The following is a 20,272-nucleotide window of genomic DNA, read 5'->3' as shown; positions in this document are numbered from 1 at the left end:
AGCAGCAGATCAGGTCTTTGCCGGGGCCACGTAGGGCACGAACGTCATCGTCACGTTTTGCAGGTAGATGCTGGTGGTGGCCTCGAAGCCGGAGTCGATGCCGAGCAGGACCCAGACCTTGCCTTCGGCATCGGTCTTCACCTTGAAGCCGGTATTGTTGCGCACCAGTTTCGATGCATATTTCGGCGCGCCTTCGCATGGCAGGCCGTTGGCGATATTACCGAGCATCATCGAGGCGGCGCCGGGGGCGGCCTGGTTGCCGTGGTCGATGTTCAGGCGAACGTCGCCGTTCGTGGTAACGGGTTTTGGTTCGGTGGCGGATGCGGCGGCGATCACCCACACGGATTCGCCCGGTGCGCCGCCCACGCCCATGCAGCCCGACTGGGCATTGCTGAGCAGGTTCAGCGACGCGACGGCGAACGTGTATTCCGTGTTGGCCACCAGTCCGGTGATCTGCTTCTTCAGGTACAGCAGCAGGTCGTCGCTGCGGTTCGTGCCGCTCACGTAATAAGCCTTGGTGTCCTTGTAGTCGCTGATGCCCAGGTCGGCGGTGCCGCGATGTTCGAAGACGACGTTGGCGGGCGCCGTGTCGGTCGTGTAGTCGCTCGACTCGCCGACCCAGCCCTCCGTGCCCCGCTGGAAGTCCTGCGTTACCGTCACAGCATAGGCCCCCGGCGTGCCGGTGCCGGTGGAGGTGTCCGCCGGATCGTCATCGCCGCCGCAGGCGGCCAGCAGGGCCAGGGTTGCTACCGACAGGGCGGCTTTCCAGTTACGGGTCATTATCGTTGTCTCACTTGTGCATGGGAAAGGAGGCAACATTTTAGAAAGGAAACTGAAACTTGTGTGGCCTATTTGTAACGAGTTGTATGGCCGCGTAGCCGTGCCGGTTATTTCCCGTTATTTCCAGTCTCCGCGCAACTCCAGCACCGCCTGCTGCAGCACTTCGGGCGTGGCCGCATCCGGCGGCATCGGCTGCCCCACCGCCAGCGCGAGCCGCGAACGCAGGCCCTTGCGGAAGGCGCGCTCGAACACGTTGTCCTGGCTGCGCGACAGCACGTGGCCCCACAACCCGCGCAGCGCCATCGGGATCACCGGCACCTGCGAGCGCTCGATGATCTTGGCGATGCCGCCCTTGAATTCGTTGATTTCACCGGTCGTCGTCAGGCGCCCTTCCGGGAAGATGCACACCAGTTCACCATCGTGCAGCGCGTGGGCGATGTCGACGTAGGCCTTCTCCAGCAGCCACGGGTCTTCCTTGGCGGGCGCGATCGGGATTGCCTTCCCGGTGCGGAAGATCCAGCCAAGGAGCGGCGTCTTGAAGATGCGATGGTCCATCACGAAGCGGATCGGCCGCGGGCTGGCCGCCATGATGACGACGGCATCGACATAGCTGACGTGATTGCAGACGAGGGCCGCGGCGCCCTGCTCCGGGATGCGGCCCGATTCGATGACCTTCACCTTGTGCACCGTGTGGATCAGCAGCCAGGCCAGGAAGCGCATGAGGAATTCCGGCACCAGCGAGAAGATGTAGACGGCCACGAGGCCGTTCATGATGGCGGTGGCCAGGAACAGCTCGGGAATCGTCAGGCCCTGGCCCAGCAGCAGGATCGCCACGCCGGCCGCCGCCACCATGAACAGCGCGTTCAGGATGTTCATGCCGGCGATCGTGCGCGACAGGTGCTTCGGATCGCAGCGCAGCTGGATCAGCGCGAACAGCGGAACGATGAAGAAGCCGCCGAAGATCCCGATCATCACCACGTCGAACAGGATGCGCCAGCTGCCCTGCTGCGCCAGCATGGCGGCCGCATCGATGGTCCCGGCCGGCACGGCATAGCCCTGGCTGGCGAAATACAGGTCGATGCCGAACAGCGACAGGCCGATCGACCCGAACGGCACCAGGCCGATTTCCACCTTGTGGCCGGACAGCTTCTCGCACAGCAGCGAACCGGCGCCGATCCCCAGCGAGAATACCGTCAGCAGCAGCACGAAGACGCTGTGGTCGCCCTTCAGGTAGGTCATCGCATACACGGGGAACTGCGCCAGGATCATCGCGCCGTAGAACCAGAACCACGAGTTGCCCAGCATTGACAGGAACACCGTTCGGTTGCCGGACGAGTACTTCAGGTTGCGCACCGTTTCCGCGAACGGATTCCATGCGATCTGCAAGTCCGGTGCCGAAGCCGGCGTGAGGGGAATCCGGTAACTGGCCACCAGGCCGAGCACCGCGAAGCCGACGGTGGCTGCGGCCACCACAGGGATACCCATCTCGCCATGCATCACCAGCACGTCACCGAACACCTGCCCCAGCAGGATGCCGACGAAGGTGCCCATTTCCACCATGCCATTGCCGCCGGTGAGTTCCTCGGGTTTCAGCTGCTGCGGCATGTACGAATACTTGACGGGGCCGAACAGCGTGGAGTGCGTGCCCATCGCGAAGACGGCCAGCACCAGCAGCCACAGGCTGTGTGTCATCCACCCAAGGGCGGCGATGCCCATGATGACGATCTCGGCCCACTTGACGAACCTGACCAGCGACGATTTCTCGAACTTCTCGGCGATCTGGCCGGACGTGGCGGAAAACAGCACGTAGGGCAGGATGAAGAGCCCCGGAATCAGGTTCGTCACGATCGATGGCGACAGCGTCGTCCAGCTGGCGGCGTCGAAGGTGAGCACGACGATCAGCGCCGTCTTGAACAGGTTGTCGTTGAAGGCGCCCAGGAACTGGGTCCAGAAAAAGGGCGCGAAGCGCCGCTGCTTCAACAGCGTGAACTGACTGGCGTGGTGCGTCTGGCTCATGGGCATGCGTGATGGTCGGTGAAAGAATGCACAAAATACAGCACAAGCCGGCAACGGACAACCGCCGCCCGGCTCCCGGACAGGTAGCCGCTCAGGGCTTCCTTGCCACGAGGTTGATCAGCGTTTCCTCGCGCACGGCCCGCGGCTTGATGCGCAAGACGCGCTCCAGCAGGCCCAGGTCCTCGCGGCTCCACCACAGGAAGGGATACGACACGGCGCTGTCCGGCACGTCGAAGCCGGCGCTGCGCACCATGGCCAGGTATTCTGGCGCCGTCTTCTGCACGTCCATCGGGTGGCGGAACAGCAGCCGGATGATCCACGAATGGATGTAGCGCCGCGTCGATTCCGCGAACAGCAGCACGCCGCCGGGTTTCAGCACGCGGAAGAATTCGGCGATCGCGCGCTCCTGGTCGATCAGGTGGTGGAACGTCTGGTGGCAGAACAGCAGGTCCACGGAGGCGTCGGGCAAGGCAATGTTCGAGCTGGAGCAGCAGACGAATTCCGCCGCGATGCCGTGCTGCGCCACTTCCTTGCCCGATTCCTCGATCATTTCCGGGTCGATGTCCATGCCGATCAGCCGCTTCGGCGCGAAGCGTTCGTGCAGCTTGGTCAGCGAGCGGCCGTAGCCGCAACCCACGTCGGCGACCACGTCGAAGTGCCGGCGACCGGCGGGCATCAGGCGATCGAGGTCGGCCAGCGCGCGCTCCAGCACGTGCACGGTCCACGTTGGCGTGCGCAGGAACCATTTGCCGAATGCCGTTTCCGGCACGTGCGGCTCGGTGGGCGCCGCTGCCTGGGCCCGCTGTGGCTGAACATTCATACAATTTTCCCCAATATTGATGCGGGCGCGCCCGCTTTCGCCAATTTATAATGCAGCCCCGCTTTTCATCCAGGGCCTTCAACGTGCCGTTCCGAACCTTGCTGCTTGTCGTTCTCGCCGCCGCAGCGCACCTTGCCCATGCACAGGACGCCGGGCCGGCGCCCCTGCCCGCCGCGCCGCCGGCGCTATGCCCTGCGCCGCCGGCGCTATGCCCCGCCCCGCTGGCACCGGCGCGCCTTCCCGATACGCCGGCCGCGCCGGCCCCCATCCGCTTCCTGCTCAGCTTTGACGACGGTCCGAGCGGCTCCAGCGGCGACAATTCCACCGTGCGCGTGCTCGACACCCTCGCCCGCAACGGCGTGCAGGCCGGCATCAAGGCCGTGTTCTTCACGCAGACGCGCCACTGGCACGGCGGCGGCACGGAAACCGGCCGCGCGCTGATCCGGCGCGAGCACGCGGATGGCCACGTGGTGGCGCTCCATTCGGCCACCGCCACGCACGCCAACCACCGCTTCATGGCCACGGCGGAACTGGACGACTCGCTGCGCCGCGGCGTGGACGACCTGCGCACGCTGACCGGCACCACGCCGCGCCTCGTGCGCCCGCCATTCTGGGCCTACGATGCCGCCACGCTGGACAGCTACCACCGCCATGGCCTGCGCATGCTGCTGACGGACCTGAACGCCAACGATGGCAAGATCTGGGGCGTCAACTTCAGCTGGCACAAGCGCTCCAACATGCTGGCCATGCTCACCGAGACCCGCAAGCGCTGGGCCGCCGGCGCCATGCATGTCGTCGACGGCGCCACGCCGGTCGTCGTCACGTTCCACGACGTCAACAGCTACACGGCCCGCAATCTCGAGGTCTACCTGCGCATCCTCGTCGACGTCGCCCGCGAGCTCGACATGCCCGTCGCCGCGAAGCCGTTCTACGACGAGCGCGACGCGCTGGAATGGGCGGCGCTGGCCAGCACCGTCAGCAGCGCCGCCGAGCACCCGCGGCTGCCGGGGTTCTGGAACTGGCTGTGGCAGTAATCACAGGTCCACGACTTCCAGCAGCGCAGGCCGCGCCAGCGGCACGGCACTGCACACCACCACCGACAGTTCCTCGTGCGCCAGCGCGTAACACCCTTCCGCCGCCACACCCAGCTTGACCCGCGCCTCCTGCGCACTCCACTCAACGTAAAACGCCTCGATCCGTGCGCCATCGGGCAGCGCCGCAAGGCGCGCGCACGTGGCCGCATCGAATGCATGCTCCGCCAGCGCGGCGATATCGCGCGCGGCATCCTTCATTTCAATATCCAGCCCGAGCGCCGTGTCGGCACTGAGCGCACAGGCCACCCACGGCCCGCTGTGCGACACCGACAATCCGGGCATCGGCACGGCGGGCGCTGCCAGCCAGGGCGCCCGGCCGGGCGCGCCGCCCAGTTCGACGGATCGCGCCGGCACGTGCAGCAGTGCGCCGATGGCGATCCGCAGCAATGCCCGCGCGGCGATGAACTGGCGCCGGCGCCCTTCGCGCACGAAGGTGCGCTCTCGTTCGCCGGGGCTCAGCCACTGCCGATACTCTGCGAACCGCGCCTCGTCCAGCCCGTCGATACGGGCCAGCCACACGTGCGCGGCCGCCATGGCCTCAGTCGGCCAGCTTGACGAATTCCGCCTTCAGCGCGACGCCGCTGACGATGTTGCCGTCATGGCATTCGAATTCCGTCTGGCTCGACATTTCCTTGTGCTTGTAGTTGCTGACGATATTGACCACGGCGTTGGCGCCCACCGACTCGGCCTTCTTCTTCAACGCCAGCATGGCCGACAGGAACGCCCAGTTGCAGGCTTCTTCCGGCGACTTGCCCACGCTGTTGGTCTTCTGGCTCGTGCTGTCGGACGTGATCTTCGAGGCCACCTTCGGCGTCTTCTGGTCGCCGAAGTAGAACTTCACCGTGTCGCCCAGGCGCCCTTTCGCATCGTTCACGTTCATCGCGCCTTCGATCGGCATCATCATCTGGCGGTCCGCCGCAACGGCCGGCAGGGTGGCGGCTACGGCACTTGCCGCGAGAACCATCGTCAACATCGCTTTTTTCATTTTTCTTCCTTTGCTGTGGTGGATAAACCTGGTTTCTTTTTTCTTGTGTGTTTTCTTACATGCGCTTGAAGATGAGCGAGGTATTGATGCCGCCGAATGCGAAATTGTTCGACATCACATACTCGCATTGCAGTGCGCGGCCCGCGCCGGCGATATAGTCGAGCGGTGCGCATTGTGGGTCCACGCCATCGAGGTTGATCGTTGGCGCGAACCAGCCTTCGCGCATCATCTCGATGCTGATCCATGCCTCCAGCGCGCCGCAGGCGCCCAGTGTGTGGCCCATATAGCTTTTCAGGGAGCTGATCGGCACGCCGCTGCCGAATACCTGGTGCGTGGCATGCGATTCGGCCACGTCGCCCTGGGCGGTGCCGGTGCCGTGCGCGTTGACGTAGCCGATCGCCGATGGCGCCAGGCCCGCGTCTTCCAGTGCCAGCAGCATGGCCGTCTTCATCGTTTCCGCGTTCGGCTGCGTCACGTGCACGCCGTCGCTGTTGGTGCCGAAGCCCACCAGTTCGGCGTGGATCGTGGCACCGCGCGCCAGCGCGTGTTCGCGCTCTTCCAGCACCAGCGCGCCGGCGCCCTCGCCGATCACGAGGCCGTCGCGCTGCCCGTCGAACGGGCGCGGCGACGTGTGCGGCGCATCGTTGCGCGTGCTGGTGGCGAACAGCGTGTCGAACACGGCCGCTTCGGTGGCATCGAGTTCCTCGGCGCCACCGGCCAGCATCGCCGTCTGCGCGCCGCTCCTGATCGCCTCGTAGGCGTAGCCGATGCCCTGGCTGCCGGACGTGCAGGCCGACGACGTGGTGTACACCCGTCCGGTCATGCCGAAGAACACGCCGATGTTCACCGGCGCCGTGTGCGCCATCATCTTGATGTACGTGGTGGCGTTGATGCCTTTCGTGGTGCGGTCTTCCATCATGCGGCCAAAGTCGCCGATGGCGCTCGGCGTGCCGGCCGAGGAACCGAACGAGACGCCCATCCGCCCCGACGTGAGCAGCGGATGGTCGAGCAGGCCCGCATCCAGCAGCGCCAGCTCGCTGGCACGCGTGGCCATCAGCGCCACGCGGCCCATGCTGCGGGTGGTCTTGCGGTTATAGCGCGCCGTGAGCTCGAACGGCGCTGCCGGCGCACCCAGGTTCGTGTTCAGGCCTTCGTAGTTGGCCCACTCTTCCATCCGCACGATGGCATTGCGGTACTCGCCCAGCCGCTGGCGCACGGCGGCCCAGTCATTGCCGATCGGGCTGATGCCGGCCATGCCGGTGACGACGACGCGGCGGCTCATGCCAGGCCGCCGTTGACGGAAATGACCTGACGCGTGATGTAGGCGGCATCCTCGCCCATCAGGAAGCTGACGGCGGCGGCCACTTCTTCCGGCTTGCCGATGCGGCGCGCCGGGATCATCTTCAGTGCCTCGTCCATCGGCACCTCGCTCGTCATGTCCGTTTCGATGAGGCCGGGCGCCACGCAGTTCACCGTGATGGCGCGCTTGGCCAGTTCCAGCGCCAGCGCCTTGGTGGCGCCGATGATGCCGGCCTTGGCGGCGCTGTAGTTGACCTGCCCGCGGTTGCCCACGAGGCCGGACACGGAAGCGAGCGTGACGATGCGGCCCGGCTTGCGGCGCTGGACCAGCGGCATGACCAGCGGGTTCAGCACGTTGTAGAAGCCATCCAGGTTCGTGCGCAGCACGATGTCCCAGTCTTCGCCCGGCATCGCGGGAAACGCGTTGTCGCGGGCGATGCCGGCATTGGTGACGACGCCGTAGTAGCAGCCGTGCTCCGCGATGTCCGCCTCGAGCGCGGCAGCCGTGGCGGCACGGTCGGCAACGTCGAACTGCAGCACGCGGGCCGCCCGCCCCATGGCGACGACCTGCGCCGCCACCGCATCGGCTTCGGCGCGCCCGCTGCGGCAATGCAGCACCACGTCATAGCCGTCGCGCGCGAGGCGCAGCGCGATCGCCTTGCCGATGCCGCGCGACGATCCCGTCACCAGCACGCTTGGTGACCGTGTCATCGGCTGATTGTTAAGTTGTTCCGTACTCATACCGCTGTTCCACCTGAAAGAAACTCATTGACATTGTCGGGCTGGTACACCGTGACGGTGGCCGTGGCCACCGTGCTGCCCCCGGTGTCGATCCGGCACTCGAACGCACCCAGGCCGTTGTCGCCCTGTAGCGCGCGGTGCGCGTGCACGTGCAGCACGCTGCCCACTGTAAATGCGGGAATGCCCGCTTCATATTTGCGCGATCCCAGCAGAAACCCGACCTTGACGGGATCGCCGCGGCGGCGCGCCAGCCAGCCGGCATGCGCCGCGATCGCCTGCGCCATGTATTCGATGCCGACCCACGCGCCAACGGCCGTGCCGTCGCAGAACATGCTGTCCGGCCGGATCGTCACCTCGGCGCACAGGTCGTCGTCGCCCACGCTGACGACGCGGTCGAGCAGCACCATCTGGCCGGCATGGGGAAGGATGTCCGCGACAGGCGGAATCGCCGCCCCGGTCTCGCCGCGTGCCAGCACCAGCACGGCGTTCGAACCGCCGAACGCAAAGGAGTTGCTCATCACGCTGCGCAATGGCCGGCCCAGCGTGGCGCCGGCCGGCACCAGGTTCAGTGCCGGCAGTGCCGGATCGGGCGCGCCGTCCCACAGGTGGGGCGGCAACGCACCCTGCTCATTGTCCGGTTGCAGCGCGATCCAGCACAGGGCCGCCTCGATCGCCGCCGCGGCGCCCAGCGTGTGGCCGGTAAACGGCTTCGTCGAACTGACCGGCATTTCGCAGCCGAACAGGTCGGCGATCACTTTCGATTCCATCGCATCGTTCTGCTGCGTGGCCGTGCCATGCATGTTGACGTAGTCGATGTCCGCCGGCTGCAGGCCGGCGCGGCGCAGCGCGTCCAGCATGGCGATCCGCGCGCCGGCGCCCGTCGGATCGGGGGCCGACATGTGGTGGCCGTCGGACGATTCGCCCCAGCCGGCCAGCCTGACCGCCGCCGGTTCGCGCGTCAGCAGGAACAGCGCGGCGCCTTCGCCGATATTGATGCCGTTGCGGTGCGCGCTCATGGGGTTGCAGCGTGCGGTGCTGACCGATTCGAGCGCCGAAAAGCCGGCCACGGTGAATGCGCACAGCGAATCGACGCCGCCCGTCACCACCGCGTCGCACAGGCCCATGCGGATCAGCCGCGCGGCGCTGGCCATCGACTTGGCGCTGGACGAACAGGCGCTCGAATGCACATAGGCGGGTCCGCCGATCTTCAGTTCACCGGCCAGCATCGCGGCCGGCGAACCCATCTCCTGCTGGCCATAGTGAAAACCTGGCGCCAGTTCGGCGTGCTTGGCCCGGTGCATCAGCGCCTTCTCCGTTTCGGCGATGCCCGACGTGCTGGTGCCGACGATGACGCCCACCCGGTCCGCGCCGAAACGGGCGATGGCCGCGTCGACGGCCGGGCGGATCTGCGCCAGCGCGGCCAGCGCCAGCGCGTTGTTGCGGCTGCGCCAGGCCAGCGGCAGGTGGTCGATGGCCGGCAATGCGGCGTGCACCTGCCCCAGCGGCAGCTCGCGCCCCGGCGAGCAGTCGGCCGTGGGCAGCACGCCGCTCCGGCCGGCGAACAGGTTCGCCCGCACCGCTTCCAGGCCGCTGCCCAGCGCGCACACGATGCCGCATTCGTTCAGGTAGACGTTCATAGCACTCATAGACAACTCTTCAACACCAGCTCTTCAATACCCGCTCTTTGTCACCAGCTTTTTGCCGCCAACGCTCATTCGGGGGCGAACTGGATCGTCAGCCGGTATTTATACCGCAGGTTCTCCAGCACGACCGTGCCGCTCCAGCGCGGCTGGCCGCTGTACGCGATCTTCATGATGGGCTCATCGCCCAGGTACAGCGTTCGCAGCAGGCCTTTGCCGCGGCCCTCCTCGGCGATGCGCCAGCCGGGCGGCAGCGCCTGCGCCACCGCTTCCACGGGCCACAGGGTCAGCTGCATGTCTTCCAGCACGTCTTCGGCGCGCACCTGGCGCGGCAGCATCACGTGCCGCCATTCCTTCACTTCCTTGCCGTCGTAATGCACCGTCAGCACGCGCTGGCCGAACGCCAGGCCGACCATGTCGATCGCCTCCGGCTCGACCTGCAACGCCACGTCCATGTCGTCCGTGCGGCCCGCGCGCTCCACCTTCAGGTGCTGCTGCACGCTGATCGATTCCCCCAGCGCGGCCGGGGCCAGCTTCAGCCCGAGCCTGGCCGGCGGCGGTGGCGCCGACGTGCAAGCGGCCAGCGCGGCCACCAGCGACATCATCGCAACGGCTTTCACCGCCATTGTCGGCCGCGCATTCATCCACGCATGCATCCCCGCATTCATCCTAGCTCGCACGCCGCCTCCAGCGCCGCCAGGCGGCGCGCCGTTTCCTTCACGTAGGGATTCGACTGGTCCCACGCGTAGCCCGCCAGGATCGCCGAGATCATGCGGCGGATCTCCGGCTGCTGGCGTTCATGGAAGATGATCGTCTGGAACCCGCCCTTGTACCACGATTCGACGAACGCGCGGAAAGTATCGACACCGCGGCGCAGCGGCACGCCATAGTCGGCCTGCCAGTCCACCGTTTCACCGGCAAACTGGCGCTTCAGCGCGGCGGCGGCCAGGCTGGCCGAGCGCACGGCGATCGTCACGCCCGACGAAAACACGGGGTCGAGGAATTCGCCGGCATTGCCCAGCAGCGCATAACCCTCGCCCCACAGCTTGTCGACGTTGGCCGAATAGCCGGTGATCTGGCGCGCCGGCGTATCCCACGTGGCGTTTTCCAGCAGCGCGGCCAGCGACGGTTCCTCGGCCACGATCATTTGCAGCCGTTCCGTCGGCGAGCCCTGGTACTGCTCGAGGTACGACGTTTCGGCGACGACGCCCAGCGAGCAGCGGCCGCCGGCGAACGGAATCGTCCAGAACCACACATTGGTGTGCTTCGGATGCACGGTGACGCGGATCTTGTTGCGGTCGAACCCCGCGTCGGTGCCGATACCATCCTGCACGTGCGTGAAGATTGCGCCGCGCACGGGGAAGTTCGATGGCGTTTCCAGCTTCAGCAGGCGTGGCAGGATGCGGCCGAAACCGCTCGCATCGAGGATGAAGCCGGCGTCCACCTGGTATTGCCCGCCATCCGGATGCTTCACGGTGACGAGCGCACGGCCGCCGGGCCGGCCCAGTTCGATGTCCAGCACCTCATGGCGGAAGCGGATCTCGGCGCCCTGTTTTTCGGCTTCCTTCGCCAGCAGGTGGTCGAAGTCGGCCCGCTGCACCTGGTACGTGGTACCCCAGCCTTCCGAGTGCTTGTCGCGGAAATCAAAGTCCGTGTACACGCCATTCTTCATGAAGGCGGCACCGTTCTTGTACTGGAAGCCCGCTTCGACGACGGCGCGCAGCATGCCCGCCTCTTCCAGGTACTGCATGCTCTGCGGCAGCAGGCTCTCGCCGATGGAAAAGCGCGGGAACTGCTCGCGTTCGATCACGAGCACCTGGCGGCCCTGCCTGCGCAGCAGCGCCGCGGCCACGGAACCGGCAGGGCCGGCACCGACGATCAGGATGTCAGCTGATTCCAATTGCATCTGCATTTGCTTTCTCTTTTATGTTGGTCGATACACCGAAACAGGGAACCGCCAGCCAGACCAGCAGCGTGCCGAGCAGCATGGTCAGCCCGAACGCCTGCAATGCCGGCGTATTCGACAGGCCCAGCAGGCCGAATGCCAGCAGCGTGTTGGCCGCCGACAGGCCCACCGCCAGCCAGGGCGTTGCATCCTTGCGGCCAGCGCTCTTTACCGATTCTTCCTGCATGAAGATGCCGTAGTCGACGCCCACGCCCAGCAGCAGCATCAGTGCCAGCACGTGGAACAGCTGCAGGTTCTGGCCCGCGTAGCCGAGGATCGCCAGCGTGGCCACGCTGGCCAGCGCGGTCGGCGCGATCACACGCCATGCCCGGCCCCGGTAGCGCGGCAGCAGCAGCACGAACACCACGCAGTAGGCCGCCAGCACGACAAAGCCCATGTTCACGCGGTAGCGGCCCAGCACCGACGAAATCTCTGCCACCTTGTCGACCCACTGCACGCCGGCCAGGCCATCGGCCAGCGGGCGCACTTGCGGCACGGCCGCCATCGACAGCCCGCGCAGCGCGACGATGCTGGCGAATTCGCCATGCTCCTTGCCGAGCCACAGGTGGCGCCACGGCTCGCTGGCCGGCGCCGCCATGAATGCATCGATGCCGAGCGGCGTGCCGGCCGCGCGCAACGCATCCGCCGTTGCCTTGACCCATGCCGCATCCTCGCCGGCCTGCTGCGCGACGGCGGCCAGCGGCCCCTCGTGTCCCAGCAGCTTCAGGTCGACGAGCGCGCGGCGTTCCTGCTGCGTGCGTGCCGACGGCACCCAGTTCGATACGGCCTGGTACCCCGAGAGCTGGCCCGCGGCGATCAGCCCGTCTAGCCGCGACTTCAGCGCCTCTTCGCGCTGCAACACGGTTTCGGCCGAATCGCCGCGCACGAGGAAGAACTGCACCGGCGTGGGCGCGTCGAGCAGCTTGCCCAGCTTGATCTGGTCATCGACCAGGTGCTTCGGCGGATTTTGCAGCAGGCGGATGTCGTCGTTGGCGCCCAGTTTCGCGATGCCGAACGCCGCCGCGACACCGAACACCGCGACGGCGATCCACGTGCCGGCATTGGCGCGCAGCAGTGGCCAGTGCGCCAGCGCCGCGCCATACCGGTGGACCAGCGAGCCCCCCTTCAGGCTGCGCGGACCGATCAGCTGCGGGAACCAGCAGATGACCGTCAGCCACGCGAAGATGAGGCCCAGGGCGGAAAACACGGCCATCTGGCGCAGGCCGGGGAATGGCGTGAACGCCAGTCCCATGTAGCCGATGACGGCGGCCAGCAAGGTGAGCGCGAGGCCGGGCAGCAGCTTTTTCAGCAGCGCGCGCGAGTCCAGCGAGGCATCGGCCGAGAGCCGGTTGCACAGGAAATAGATGCCGTAATCCTGCGCCACGCCCACGAGGCTGGCGCCGAACACGAGCGTCATCAGGTGGATCTGCCCGAACAGCAACCAGCACACCGACAGCGCTCCCAGCACGCCCACGCCGATCGACGTCAGGATCAGCGCGATCGGTTTGAGCGTGCGGAAGACGAGCCACGTCAGCAGGATGATGCCGGCAACGGAGCCGGCGCCGATCGTGTGCATTTCGCGGCTGGCCTGCGATCCGGCATTGGCCGCGTGCAGGACCACGCCGGCCTGGATCACGCGCGCCTGCGGCGCGGCCTGGCGCGCGGCGGCCACGGCTTCCTCCAGCACCGGCAGCACCTGGCCTTGCGCTGTCATCGACAGCGCGGGCACCTTCAGTTTCAGCGGCAGCAGCACATACTGCTTTTCATCGTCGGCCACGAACAGGTGGCCATCGCGCGGCCGCACCGGCGTTTCCTGCGCCCGGTCCTGCACCCAGCCGGAGAACAGGCCGAATGGATCGTCCTGCCAGGCACCCAGCTTGGGGCCGCCGAACGGCGCATACAGCTTGGCCAGTGCCTGCTGCGTCCAGAACGCCGCGCCTTCCTTCTGCAATTGTTCCTGCTGGGCCGGCGTCATCAGCACGAGCCGGTGCTGCTGGAACAGCGACAGCCATTCAGCCTGCACGCCGTCCCCGGCCGATGCGGCATCGAACAGGCCGGGATGTTTCGCCAGCACGGCGGAATAGGCGTCGCCGGCCCGCTTCGCGTCTTCCCAGTCGGCGGCGCCCACCAGCACGATCACGCGCTGCTGCGCGGCATCCACCATGTGCGCGAACGAGCGCTGCAGGATCGGGTCGCGTTCCTGCACGGGCAGCAGGGCCATGATGTCCGTGTCCGGCACGATGCGCTTGACCAGCCACAGGTAGCCGTTATGCCCGAGCAGCAGGGCCACGGCGACCAGCCATGCCAGCGCAAGCGTGCGTCCCCTCGCCATCATCGGAACAGTGCCGCCTCGTCGGCCGTCATCGCCTTGTCGCCTGCCTCGATCTTCGAGAACACGATGCTCGTGCGGTCGCCCGACGCTTCGCTGATGACGATGTTGTTCACATAGGCGCCGCCATCGAGCTTGATGGTGCCGATCGCCTTGGCCAGCGCAGGTTCACGCGCTTCGAGCGTGACGTTCCAGCTGTCCGCACCCACGGTGCCGTCGACCCTGAACAACTGTTCGAGCTGCGCCAGGTCGCCGGCCAGCAGCGAGAACAGCACCTGGTTGATCATGCGCACGGTCGGTTCCGTCTTCGCATCGAGGCGCATGGCCACGCGCTCACCCTGGTAATGGACGATCTCGCCCTTGGTCAGGCGCAGCGTGTTCGGGAACGGCTGCAGCGTGCGCCACAGCACGCCTTTTTCCTGCACCACGCAGAAGCGGCCATTCGCGGCCAGCGGCTTCTTCATGCCGGCCAGCGTCTTGCTCTGGTCGAAACGGCCGCACATCACTTTCGGCTTGGCCAGCATGGCCTGGATCTTCGCCACCGGCACGGCGGCCTGCGCGCCCGCGGCGGAAAGCGCCAGCGCGGCGATCATCATCATTGTCTTCATTGCAGTCCCAGTTTTTCCATCAGCACCGGCGGCGATACGTAGCACATCTCGTTGCTGGCAATATCCACGGCCACCATCGTCGTGGTGGCGCGGTTCAGGCGCTTGCCCGATGCCGCGTCCGTGATCAGGTAATCGATCTTCAGGCAGTTCTCCCACTCGACGATGTCGGCGCGCAGCCGGATCTTCTGGCCGAACGTGGCCGGGGCCACGTAGCGCAGGTGCATGTCGACGACCGGCCAGGCATAGCCGGATTGCTTCATCTGCGGGTAGTTGTAGCCGATCTTGTCGAGCAGCGCGCAGCGCACCACTTCGAGGTATTTCACATAGTTGCCGTGCCAGACGATCTCCATCGGGTCCAGGTCGAAGAACTGCACTTCCATGTCGACCTCGGCGAACCAGCGGCTTTCCTTAATCTTGCGCATACAGATCCCACGCCCGGCCGCGGATGCGCGCCACCAGCGAGCGCAGTTCGCCATCGAGCCGGCGGTCCTCGTCGATCGGCGCGATATCGAGTGCCTCGATCATCGCCGCCAGGTGCGGCTGCAACGCCAGTTCCGGGCTTGCGCGGCCGCGCAGCCAGGCGCCCTGCCGCACCGTGATCAGCAGTGCCGCGACGACCTGCTCCGTCAGTTCCAGCACGCGCAGGCAATCACGCGCGGCGATCGTGCCCATGCTCACCTTGTCCTGGTTGTGGCATTCCGTCGAGCGCGAGAACACCGAGGCCGGCATCGTCAGCTTCAATGCTTCGGCGGTCCAGGCCGAGGCGCTGATCTGCAGCGCCTTCAGGCCGTGATTGATCGCCGCGCGCGGACCCGTGCTGCCGGACAGGTTGGCCGGCAGGCCATTGTTGTAGCGCGCATCGACGAGCAGTGCCATCTGGCGGTCCAGCAGGTCGGCCACATTGGCCACGGCGTTCTTCATGCCATCCATCGCAAAGCCCACGTGGCCGCCATAGAAATGGCCGCCGTGCAGCACGCGTTCGTTGTCGCCATCGATGAGCGGGTTGTCGTTGGCGCTGTTCAGTTCATTCTCGATGTTCTGGCGGAACAGTGGCATCGCATCGGCCAGCACGCCGATCACGTGCGGCGCGCAGCGGATCGAGTACCGGTCCTGCAGCCGCTTGCCGTTGCGTTCCCACTCGGTGGTGGGCAGGTCGTGGCGCAGCATCGCTGCCACATGCTGCATGCCCGGGTGGGGCTTCACGGAAAACAGCACTTCGTCGAAATGGTGCGCGTTGCCGTCCAGCGTGTACGAGGCCAGCGCGGTGATCCGCGTGGCCAGCTTGACCAGGTATTCCGAGCGCTCATAGGCCAGGCAGGCCAGCGCCGTCATCACGGCGGTGCCGTTCATGATCGCCAGGCCTTCCTTCGGCCGCAGGCGCAGCGGCGTGATGCCCGCCTCGCGCAGCGCGACGGCCGCATCGACGGTTTCGCCGTTGCGCAGCACTTCGCGCTCGCCGCACATCACGGCGGCCAGGTACGACAGCGGCGTGAGGTCGCCGGAAGCGCCCACCGAGCCTTCGGACGGGATCAGCGGCAGCAGGCCCGCGTCAAGCAGGCGCGTGATCTGCAGCAGCAGCTCGACCGACACGCCCGAGTATCCCTTGGCCAGCGACGCCAGGCGGGCAGCCAGGATCGCGCGCGTCTGCGCCGGATCGAAGTACTCGCCCAGGCCGCAGCCGTGATACGTGTACAGGTGGTGCGGCAGCTCCGGTACCAGCTCCGGCGGCACGGTGACGGTGCACGAATCGCCATAGCCCGTCGTCACGCCATACACGGTGCCGTCCTCGCGCAGCAGGCGGTCGAGGAAGTCGGCGCCGCGCGCGATCGCGGCGCGAAACGCCGGGTCCGGGGACAGCTCGGCGCTGGCGCGGCCATGGGCGATGTCGGCGATGTCCTCGATCGTCAGGCGGTCACGGTCGAAGCGGACGGCGCGCCGCGTGGATTGAATGTCAGCGAGTTGCATCGTCGTCTTCCTGTCTCTTGTCTTGTTCCGGCAAATGCCAGAAATCATAAAAATTGAACCACTGCAGCGGTGCCCGGGCGGCATGGTGTTCGAGCCGGGCCGCGTAGGCCTGGGCCATCGACGCCAGTGCCTCGGTGCGGCCCTTGCGCGGCAGCCGCACGGCCTCGCGGAAATGCTCGATGTGCACTTCGGTGACGCCGTCGACGCACACGGTGAACAGCAGGTACACGGGGCATTGCAGGATGCCGGCCAGCAGGTAGGGGCCCACCGGGAACGGTGCCGCCTCTCCCATGAACCGCGCGCTGGCCACGTGTTCGTTGCCGGACACGGGCACGCGGTCGCCGGCGATGACGACGAATTCGCCGCGGCCGATCCGCTCGGACAGCATCATGGCCGTGGCCGGCGTCATCTCCGTCACCTGCAGCAGGTTGGTCTGGCTTTCCGGGTTCAGCTTGCCCATCAGCCGGTTGAACGCCTGCGCGTGCTTGGTGTGCACGAGCACCGTGGACTTGATGTCGTTGCGCTGCCGGGACAGCACGCGGGTGAGTTCGACATTGCCCAGGTGCGAGCAGACCAGCACCCCGCCGGTGCCTTGTGCAACGGCGTCCTCGATGACGTCCGCGCCGTGGAAGCGCACGCCATCGAGCCGGTACAGGCCGCCCCACAGCAGCAGCTTGTCGAGCAGGTTTTCACCGAAGCTGGCGAAGTGGGCGAGCACGCCCCCCACCGGCCGGCCGGTATGGGCCCGCACGCGGCGCAGGTAGGCGCGCGAGGCGCGCCGCGCCCGCCCCTGCGTGAGCAGGTACCAGCCCAGCACCGGATACAGCGCCACGCGGAAGGGCCAGCGGCCGAAGACGCGGCAGATCCAGAACAGGAAACGCATGCCGGCCACGAAGCTGACTTCGTCGATCGACGCCCAATGGCGGCCGCTCTCCTTGTCCACCGGTCCGGTGGCTGCTTTCCCGCCGGTCACCGGCGCCTCCACTTGCGGGCCAGCAGCAGCGGGATGCGCGGCAGCATGCCGAAGAACAGGGCCGTGTGCATGGCCGAGATCAGCACGTTGTCGCGCCAGACGAGGAAATGCGACACGCCGTCTTCCGGGTAGCGCACGCGCGTCGGCTGGTTGACGATCTCGACCCCGCGCCAATACAGCCGCACCAGCACGTCGGTATCGAAATTCATGCGCCGGCCCAGCCGCCTGCTGGCCGCCAGCGCATTGATGGCCGCCACCGGGTAGACCCGGAAGCCGCACATCGAATCCCGGATGTCGAACGACAGCGTGTTGATCCACACCCAGATGTGCGTGGCGTAGCGGCCGTACAGGCGCGCCTTCGGCACCGATTCGTCATAGATCGGGCAGCCGCAGATCACCGCTTCGGGCCGCGCCCTGCCCTGTTCCAGGAAACGGGGCACGTCGGCCGTATCGTGCTGGCCGTCGGCATCGATCTGCAGGACATGGGTGTAGCCGAGCGCCGTGGCGCGGGCGATGCCCGCCAGCACGGCGGCGCCCTTGCCGCCGTTGACCGCCAGGCGCACCAGCGTGACGCGGCGCGGTTCGGCGGCGGCGATGTCGTCCAGCACGCGGGCGCAGGCGGCCGTGCTGCCGTCGTCGACGAGCACGCAATGCAGGCCATGCGCCAGCAGCCGGCCGGTGACGGCGCCGATCGCGCCCTCATGGTTGTAGACGGGGACGACAGCGCAGGCGGTGAACAGGTCAGCCATGCCCCGGCTCCGCGTGGAACAGGATACGGCCGCTGGCATGCTGGCCTGAGGGCGAACGGAAGGCGAACGTCAGCTGGCCCTTCGCCGGATCGTGCAGCAATTCCAGCTGCACCGGCATGCCGGGCTGGATCACGTGCTGGAACTTCAGCGCGTGCATCGCGCGGAAGGCCGGCGGCAGTGCAAAGTAATCGCGGCCGTAGCGGATCGCCCATTCCACCTGGGCCACGCCCGGCAGGATCGGCGCTTCCGTGAAGTGGCCGTCGAAGTACACGAGGTTGGACGGGGCGACGATCTCCAGCAGCACGCGGCGCAACGCGGCGGTGCCCTGCTCCGTTTTGTCCTCCACCTGGCGTTCCAGTTCGCGCACGTGCGGCAGCCGCGGCGCCGGCATCAGCAATGCCAGCAATGCCGCCACGGTCGTCTTGCCCTGCGCATTGACGGGCAATGCGTCGAGGTAGCGCCAGCGGCGCGGCAAGGCCACGGCATCCACCACGCCGGCCAGCACGGTGCGCAGGCGGGCATTCAGCGCCAGCTTGCCTTCGCCATCAAGCACGGCGCGGCCAGCGGCGGTGGGCACCACGAAGGCGGCCAGCACCTGGCGCGGGCCCGCATCCGGCTCGCACAGCGCCACGCGTGCTTCGGCCGCGAGGCCTGAGCCCAGCAGCGCGGCTTCGATGGCGTCGAGCGAAATGCGCTTTTCCTCGATCTTGGCGATGCGGTCTCCCCGGCCCAGCAACTGGAACCGGCCGCCTGCGACCTCGCGGGCGCGGTCGGCCAGCGGCAGCCAGCCGTCGTCCGGCAGGTGCGGCGAGCGCACTTCGAGGAAGCCCTCGGCCAGGCGCCAGCCGACGGTGGGAAATGGCGTCCACGCCTCGTCGACGACGGTCGGCAGCGGCGCCCGCTGGCGCCAGGCGATGCCGCCCGTTTCCGAACTGCCGAACACTTCGACGGGAATGCTGCCCAGCAGCTTGCCGCAGGCCTGCGCGGTATCGCCCGGCAGCGGGCCGCCGGACGAAAGCACCAGGGCCACGTTGTCGCGCGCGCCCTGCCAGTCCAGGTGCGCCGGCAGGCGCTTCAGGTGCGCCGGGCTGGCAACGAGCACGCAGCGCTGCGCCGCCAGCGCCGGCGCCAGCGCCTCGGGGAAGGCGATGCTGGCCGCATGGATGGCGCGGCCCGTGTTCAATGGCCAGAGCACCTTGAACAGCAGGCCATAGATGTGCTGGTGCGAGACGGTGGCGATCACCGCGGCGTCGCCGGCACGTGCGCCGAACAGCGCTTCGAGCGTGGCCACTTCGCTGGCCATCTGCCGCAGCTTCTTGGGAATGGCTTGCGCGGTGCCGGTGCTGCCGGAGGTGAAGACCACCAGCGCATCGGCCTCCGGGTCGAGTTCGCGCAAGGGTGAAAGAACAGCCGGGGCAGGCGTGCCGCCGACCGCGTCGCCGGGCACCATCGGTTCGCACGCCGCGGGGAATTCGCCGAGGAATCCCTGCACGTGGCCACGCAGGTTCGCGCAGGTGGCGTCCAGCGTGTCGGCCGCCAGCCAGACCGTCTTGCCGGCCTGCCAGGCGCCCAGCAGCGCCGCGGCGAATTCGATGCTGTCTTCCAGGTACAGCGCGAAATGGCCGCCGTCGCGATCCTGCAGCAGCGCGCGCCATGCATCGAGGCGCGCGAGGAAGGCGGCCGTATCGATGGCAACGCCGGCGCGCACGCCGACGGGAATGGAAGGCGGCCGCGCGGCGAGCCGCACGGCCAGCGTGGTCACGAGGTTACCAAGATATTCATACATGATGCAGTCGCTTGAAGCGTATCCGCACGAGGAATTCCCCGCCGAACAGTATTCCCATCAGGATGTAGGAAACCAAGCCCGTGTAGAGCGACCACACGGCGTCGCTGGCCCACAGCGCCGTACCCAGCGCCACGGCGCCATTGAAAACGAAGAAGCCGCACCACACCTTCGTGACGGTACGCATGTAGGCACTGGCGATCGGCGCGAACTGCTCGCCGGACAGCCGCGCCATGCGCTCGATCGCGGAAACGGGCGTGGCCAGGCTGGCGCTGAATGCGACCAGCAGCGCCACGTTGACGAGCACCGGATACAGTTTCAGCGGCAGCAGCACATTGCTCCACACGGCGCAGCCGACCAGCACCAGCGCGCCGGCCACAGACCAGCGCGCGGCCGCCGAGATCTTCAGCGCCGGCAGTCGCGCCGCGGCGGCCACCAGCAGCAACAGCGCAAGCCAGCGCGGCTCGAAGCGGCCATGGCCCAGCCAGATGGCAAGCGGGTACAGCACCGTAACGGCCACGGCCACGACATTGCTCAGCATCCGG

19 protein-coding genes and 1 pseudogene are annotated in these 20,272 nt (G+C 67.2%); 1 reads left to right on the top strand and 19 read right to left on the bottom strand.

Annotated elements, in window-relative coordinates; genetic code table 11:
• Positions 1 to 9 precede the first annotated feature (9 nt).
• The 3 genes from EWM63_RS20365 to EWM63_RS20355 form a co-directional block, all read right to left on the bottom strand.
• Positions 10 to 780: a hypothetical protein gene (locus EWM63_RS20365; RefSeq protein WP_130188167.1), complete on the bottom strand. Its 771-nt coding sequence runs from the start codon at positions 778 to 780 to the stop codon at positions 10 to 12.
• A gap of 117 nt (positions 781 to 897) precedes the next feature.
• Entirely contained in the window at positions 898 to 2,796 is a 1,899-nt protein-coding gene (locus EWM63_RS20360; protein ID WP_130188166.1) for an MFS transporter, read from the bottom strand.
• 91 nt (positions 2,797 to 2,887) lie between these two features.
• A complete protein-coding gene (locus EWM63_RS20355; protein ID WP_130188165.1) occupies positions 2,888 to 3,616 on the bottom strand; it encodes a class I SAM-dependent methyltransferase in 729 nt (242 codons plus the stop codon).
• Between the two features lie 83 nt (positions 3,617 to 3,699).
• Here EWM63_RS20355 and EWM63_RS20350 point away from each other — a divergent pair, with 83 nt between their 5' ends.
• Positions 3,700 to 4,650: a polysaccharide deacetylase family protein gene (locus tag EWM63_RS20350; protein WP_229487396.1), complete on the top strand. Its 951-nt coding sequence runs from the start codon at positions 3,700 to 3,702 to the stop codon at positions 4,648 to 4,650.
• Here the strand turns inward: EWM63_RS20350 and EWM63_RS20345 are convergent, their stop codons facing one another.
• The 16 genes and pseudogenes from EWM63_RS20345 to EWM63_RS20275 all read right to left on the bottom strand — a co-directional run bounded on the left by EWM63_RS20345 (position 4,651) and on the right by EWM63_RS20275 (position 20,268).
• The gene (locus EWM63_RS20345) at positions 4,651 to 5,244 is read right to left on the bottom strand and encodes a 4'-phosphopantetheinyl transferase family protein (RefSeq protein WP_130188163.1); all 594 of its coding nucleotides are present in this window, start codon (positions 5,242 to 5,244) and stop codon (positions 4,651 to 4,653) included.
• Between the two features lie 4 nt (positions 5,245 to 5,248).
• Positions 5,249 to 5,695, bottom strand: a complete 447-nt coding sequence (locus tag EWM63_RS20340) for an excinuclease ATPase subunit (RefSeq protein ID WP_130188162.1) — start codon at positions 5,693 to 5,695, stop codon at positions 5,249 to 5,251.
• A gap of 55 nt (positions 5,696 to 5,750) precedes the next feature.
• Positions 5,751 to 6,977, bottom strand: a complete 1,227-nt coding sequence (locus tag EWM63_RS20335) for a beta-ketoacyl-ACP synthase (protein ID WP_130188161.1) — start codon at positions 6,975 to 6,977, stop codon at positions 5,751 to 5,753.
• Positions 6,974 to 7,705, bottom strand: coding sequence for a 3-ketoacyl-ACP reductase FabG2 (locus tag EWM63_RS20330; RefSeq protein WP_130188160.1), 732 nt, complete (start codon positions 7,703 to 7,705; stop codon positions 6,974 to 6,976). Before EWM63_RS20330 ends, EWM63_RS20335 begins: the two co-directional genes overlap by 4 nt.
• Before the next feature lie 26 nt (positions 7,706 to 7,731).
• Positions 7,732 to 8,211: a hotdog family protein gene (locus EWM63_RS33060; RefSeq protein WP_371861250.1), complete on the bottom strand. Its 480-nt coding sequence runs from the start codon at positions 8,209 to 8,211 to the stop codon at positions 7,732 to 7,734.
• Positions 8,200 to 9,372: pseudogene (locus EWM63_RS20325) on the bottom strand (beta-ketoacyl-ACP synthase); the annotation flags it as partial. The gene EWM63_RS33060 and the pseudogene EWM63_RS20325, both read right to left, overlap by 12 nt.
• 74 nt (positions 9,373 to 9,446) lie before the next feature.
• On the bottom strand, positions 9,447 to 10,043 hold the full coding sequence (locus EWM63_RS20320) for a DUF3261 domain-containing protein (protein WP_229487395.1): 597 nt from the start codon (positions 10,041 to 10,043) through the stop codon (positions 9,447 to 9,449).
• Positions 10,040 to 11,281 (bottom strand): NAD(P)/FAD-dependent oxidoreductase, encoded by a 1,242-nt coding sequence (locus EWM63_RS20315; RefSeq protein WP_130188159.1) that lies wholly within the window; start codon positions 11,279 to 11,281, stop codon positions 10,040 to 10,042. The genes EWM63_RS20320 and EWM63_RS20315 overlap by 4 nt, the downstream gene beginning before the upstream one ends.
• Entirely contained in the window at positions 11,262 to 13,652 is a 2,391-nt protein-coding gene (locus EWM63_RS20310; protein WP_130190506.1) for an MMPL family transporter, read from the bottom strand. The genes EWM63_RS20315 and EWM63_RS20310 overlap by 20 nt, the downstream gene beginning before the upstream one ends.
• Complete coding sequence (locus EWM63_RS20305) at positions 13,652 to 14,257, bottom strand: outer membrane lipoprotein carrier protein LolA (protein WP_130188158.1); 606 nt, start codon at positions 14,255 to 14,257, stop codon at positions 13,652 to 13,654. Before EWM63_RS20305 ends, EWM63_RS20310 begins: the two co-directional genes overlap by 1 nt.
• Entirely contained in the window at positions 14,254 to 14,679 is a 426-nt protein-coding gene (locus EWM63_RS20300; protein WP_130188157.1) for an acyl-CoA thioesterase, read from the bottom strand. The genes EWM63_RS20305 and EWM63_RS20300 overlap by 4 nt, the downstream gene beginning before the upstream one ends.
• On the bottom strand, positions 14,666 to 16,222 hold the full coding sequence (locus EWM63_RS20295; RefSeq protein ID WP_130188156.1) for an HAL/PAL/TAL family ammonia-lyase: 1,557 nt from the start codon (positions 16,220 to 16,222) through the stop codon (positions 14,666 to 14,668). Before EWM63_RS20295 ends, EWM63_RS20300 begins: the two co-directional genes overlap by 14 nt.
• Positions 16,209 to 17,195: a lysophospholipid acyltransferase family protein gene (locus EWM63_RS20290; RefSeq protein WP_443094120.1), complete on the bottom strand. Its 987-nt coding sequence runs from the start codon at positions 17,193 to 17,195 to the stop codon at positions 16,209 to 16,211. Before EWM63_RS20290 ends, EWM63_RS20295 begins: the two co-directional genes overlap by 14 nt.
• Positions 17,192 to 17,944: a glycosyltransferase family 2 protein gene (locus tag EWM63_RS20285; protein ID WP_130188155.1), complete on the bottom strand. Its 753-nt coding sequence runs from the start codon at positions 17,942 to 17,944 to the stop codon at positions 17,192 to 17,194. Before EWM63_RS20285 ends, EWM63_RS20290 begins: the two co-directional genes overlap by 4 nt.
• Positions 17,937 to 19,730, bottom strand: a complete 1,794-nt coding sequence (locus EWM63_RS20280; RefSeq protein ID WP_130188154.1) for an ApeI family dehydratase — start codon at positions 19,728 to 19,730, stop codon at positions 17,937 to 17,939. Before EWM63_RS20280 ends, EWM63_RS20285 begins: the two co-directional genes overlap by 8 nt.
• Complete coding sequence (locus EWM63_RS20275; RefSeq protein ID WP_130188153.1) at positions 19,723 to 20,268, bottom strand: COG4648 family protein; 546 nt, start codon at positions 20,266 to 20,268, stop codon at positions 19,723 to 19,725. Before EWM63_RS20275 ends, EWM63_RS20280 begins: the two co-directional genes overlap by 8 nt.
• Positions 20,269 to 20,272: the final 4 nt, after the last annotated feature.

It is taken from the genome of Pseudoduganella lutea (genome assembly GCF_004209755.1).
In the GTDB taxonomy this organism is placed as follows: domain Bacteria; phylum Pseudomonadota; class Gammaproteobacteria; order Burkholderiales; family Burkholderiaceae_D; genus Rugamonas; species Rugamonas lutea.
This window is presented reverse-complemented; position numbering and strand designations above follow the sequence as displayed.

Bases quoted from the DNA above. Each gene is read 5' to 3' on its own strand.
- EWM63_RS20295 (WP_130188156.1), bottom strand. From the start codon at position 16,222: ATGCAACTCGCTGACATTCAATCCACGCGGCGCGCCGTCCGCTTCGAC.
- EWM63_RS20320 (WP_229487395.1), bottom strand. From the start codon at position 10,043: ATGAATGCGGGGATGCATGCGTGGATGAATGCGCGGCCGACAATGGCG.
- EWM63_RS20360 (WP_130188166.1), bottom strand. From the start codon at position 2,796: ATGAGCCAGACGCACCACGCCAGTCAGTTCACGCTGTTGAAGCAGCGG.
- EWM63_RS20300 (WP_130188157.1), bottom strand. From the start codon at position 14,679: ATGCGCAAGATTAAGGAAAGCCGCTGGTTCGCCGAGGTCGACATGGAA.
- EWM63_RS20345 (WP_130188163.1), bottom strand. From the start codon at position 5,244: ATGGCGGCCGCGCACGTGTGGCTGGCCCGTATCGACGGGCTGGACGAG.
- EWM63_RS20275 (WP_130188153.1), bottom strand. From the start codon at position 20,268: ATGCTGAGCAATGTCGTGGCCGTGGCCGTTACGGTGCTGTACCCGCTT.
- EWM63_RS20315 (WP_130188159.1), bottom strand. From the start codon at position 11,281: ATGCAATTGGAATCAGCTGACATCCTGATCGTCGGTGCCGGCCCTGCC.
- EWM63_RS20335 (WP_130188161.1), bottom strand. From the start codon at position 6,977: ATGAGCCGCCGCGTCGTCGTCACCGGCATGGCCGGCATCAGCCCGATC.
- EWM63_RS20330 (WP_130188160.1), bottom strand. From the start codon at position 7,705: ATGACACGGTCACCAAGCGTGCTGGTGACGGGATCGTCGCGCGGCATC.
- EWM63_RS20340 (WP_130188162.1), bottom strand. From the start codon at position 5,695: ATGAAAAAAGCGATGTTGACGATGGTTCTCGCGGCAAGTGCCGTAGCC.
- EWM63_RS20285 (WP_130188155.1), bottom strand. From the start codon at position 17,944: ATGGCTGACCTGTTCACCGCCTGCGCTGTCGTCCCCGTCTACAACCAT.
- EWM63_RS20355 (WP_130188165.1), bottom strand. From the start codon at position 3,616: ATGAATGTTCAGCCACAGCGGGCCCAGGCAGCGGCGCCCACCGAGCCG.
- EWM63_RS20280 (WP_130188154.1), bottom strand. From the start codon at position 19,730: ATGTATGAATATCTTGGTAACCTCGTGACCACGCTGGCCGTGCGGCTC.
- EWM63_RS20310 (WP_130190506.1), bottom strand. From the start codon at position 13,652: ATGGCGAGGGGACGCACGCTTGCGCTGGCATGGCTGGTCGCCGTGGCC.
- EWM63_RS20365 (WP_130188167.1), bottom strand. From the start codon at position 780: ATGACCCGTAACTGGAAAGCCGCCCTGTCGGTAGCAACCCTGGCCCTG.
- EWM63_RS20305 (WP_130188158.1), bottom strand. From the start codon at position 14,257: ATGAAGACAATGATGATGATCGCCGCGCTGGCGCTTTCCGCCGCGGGC.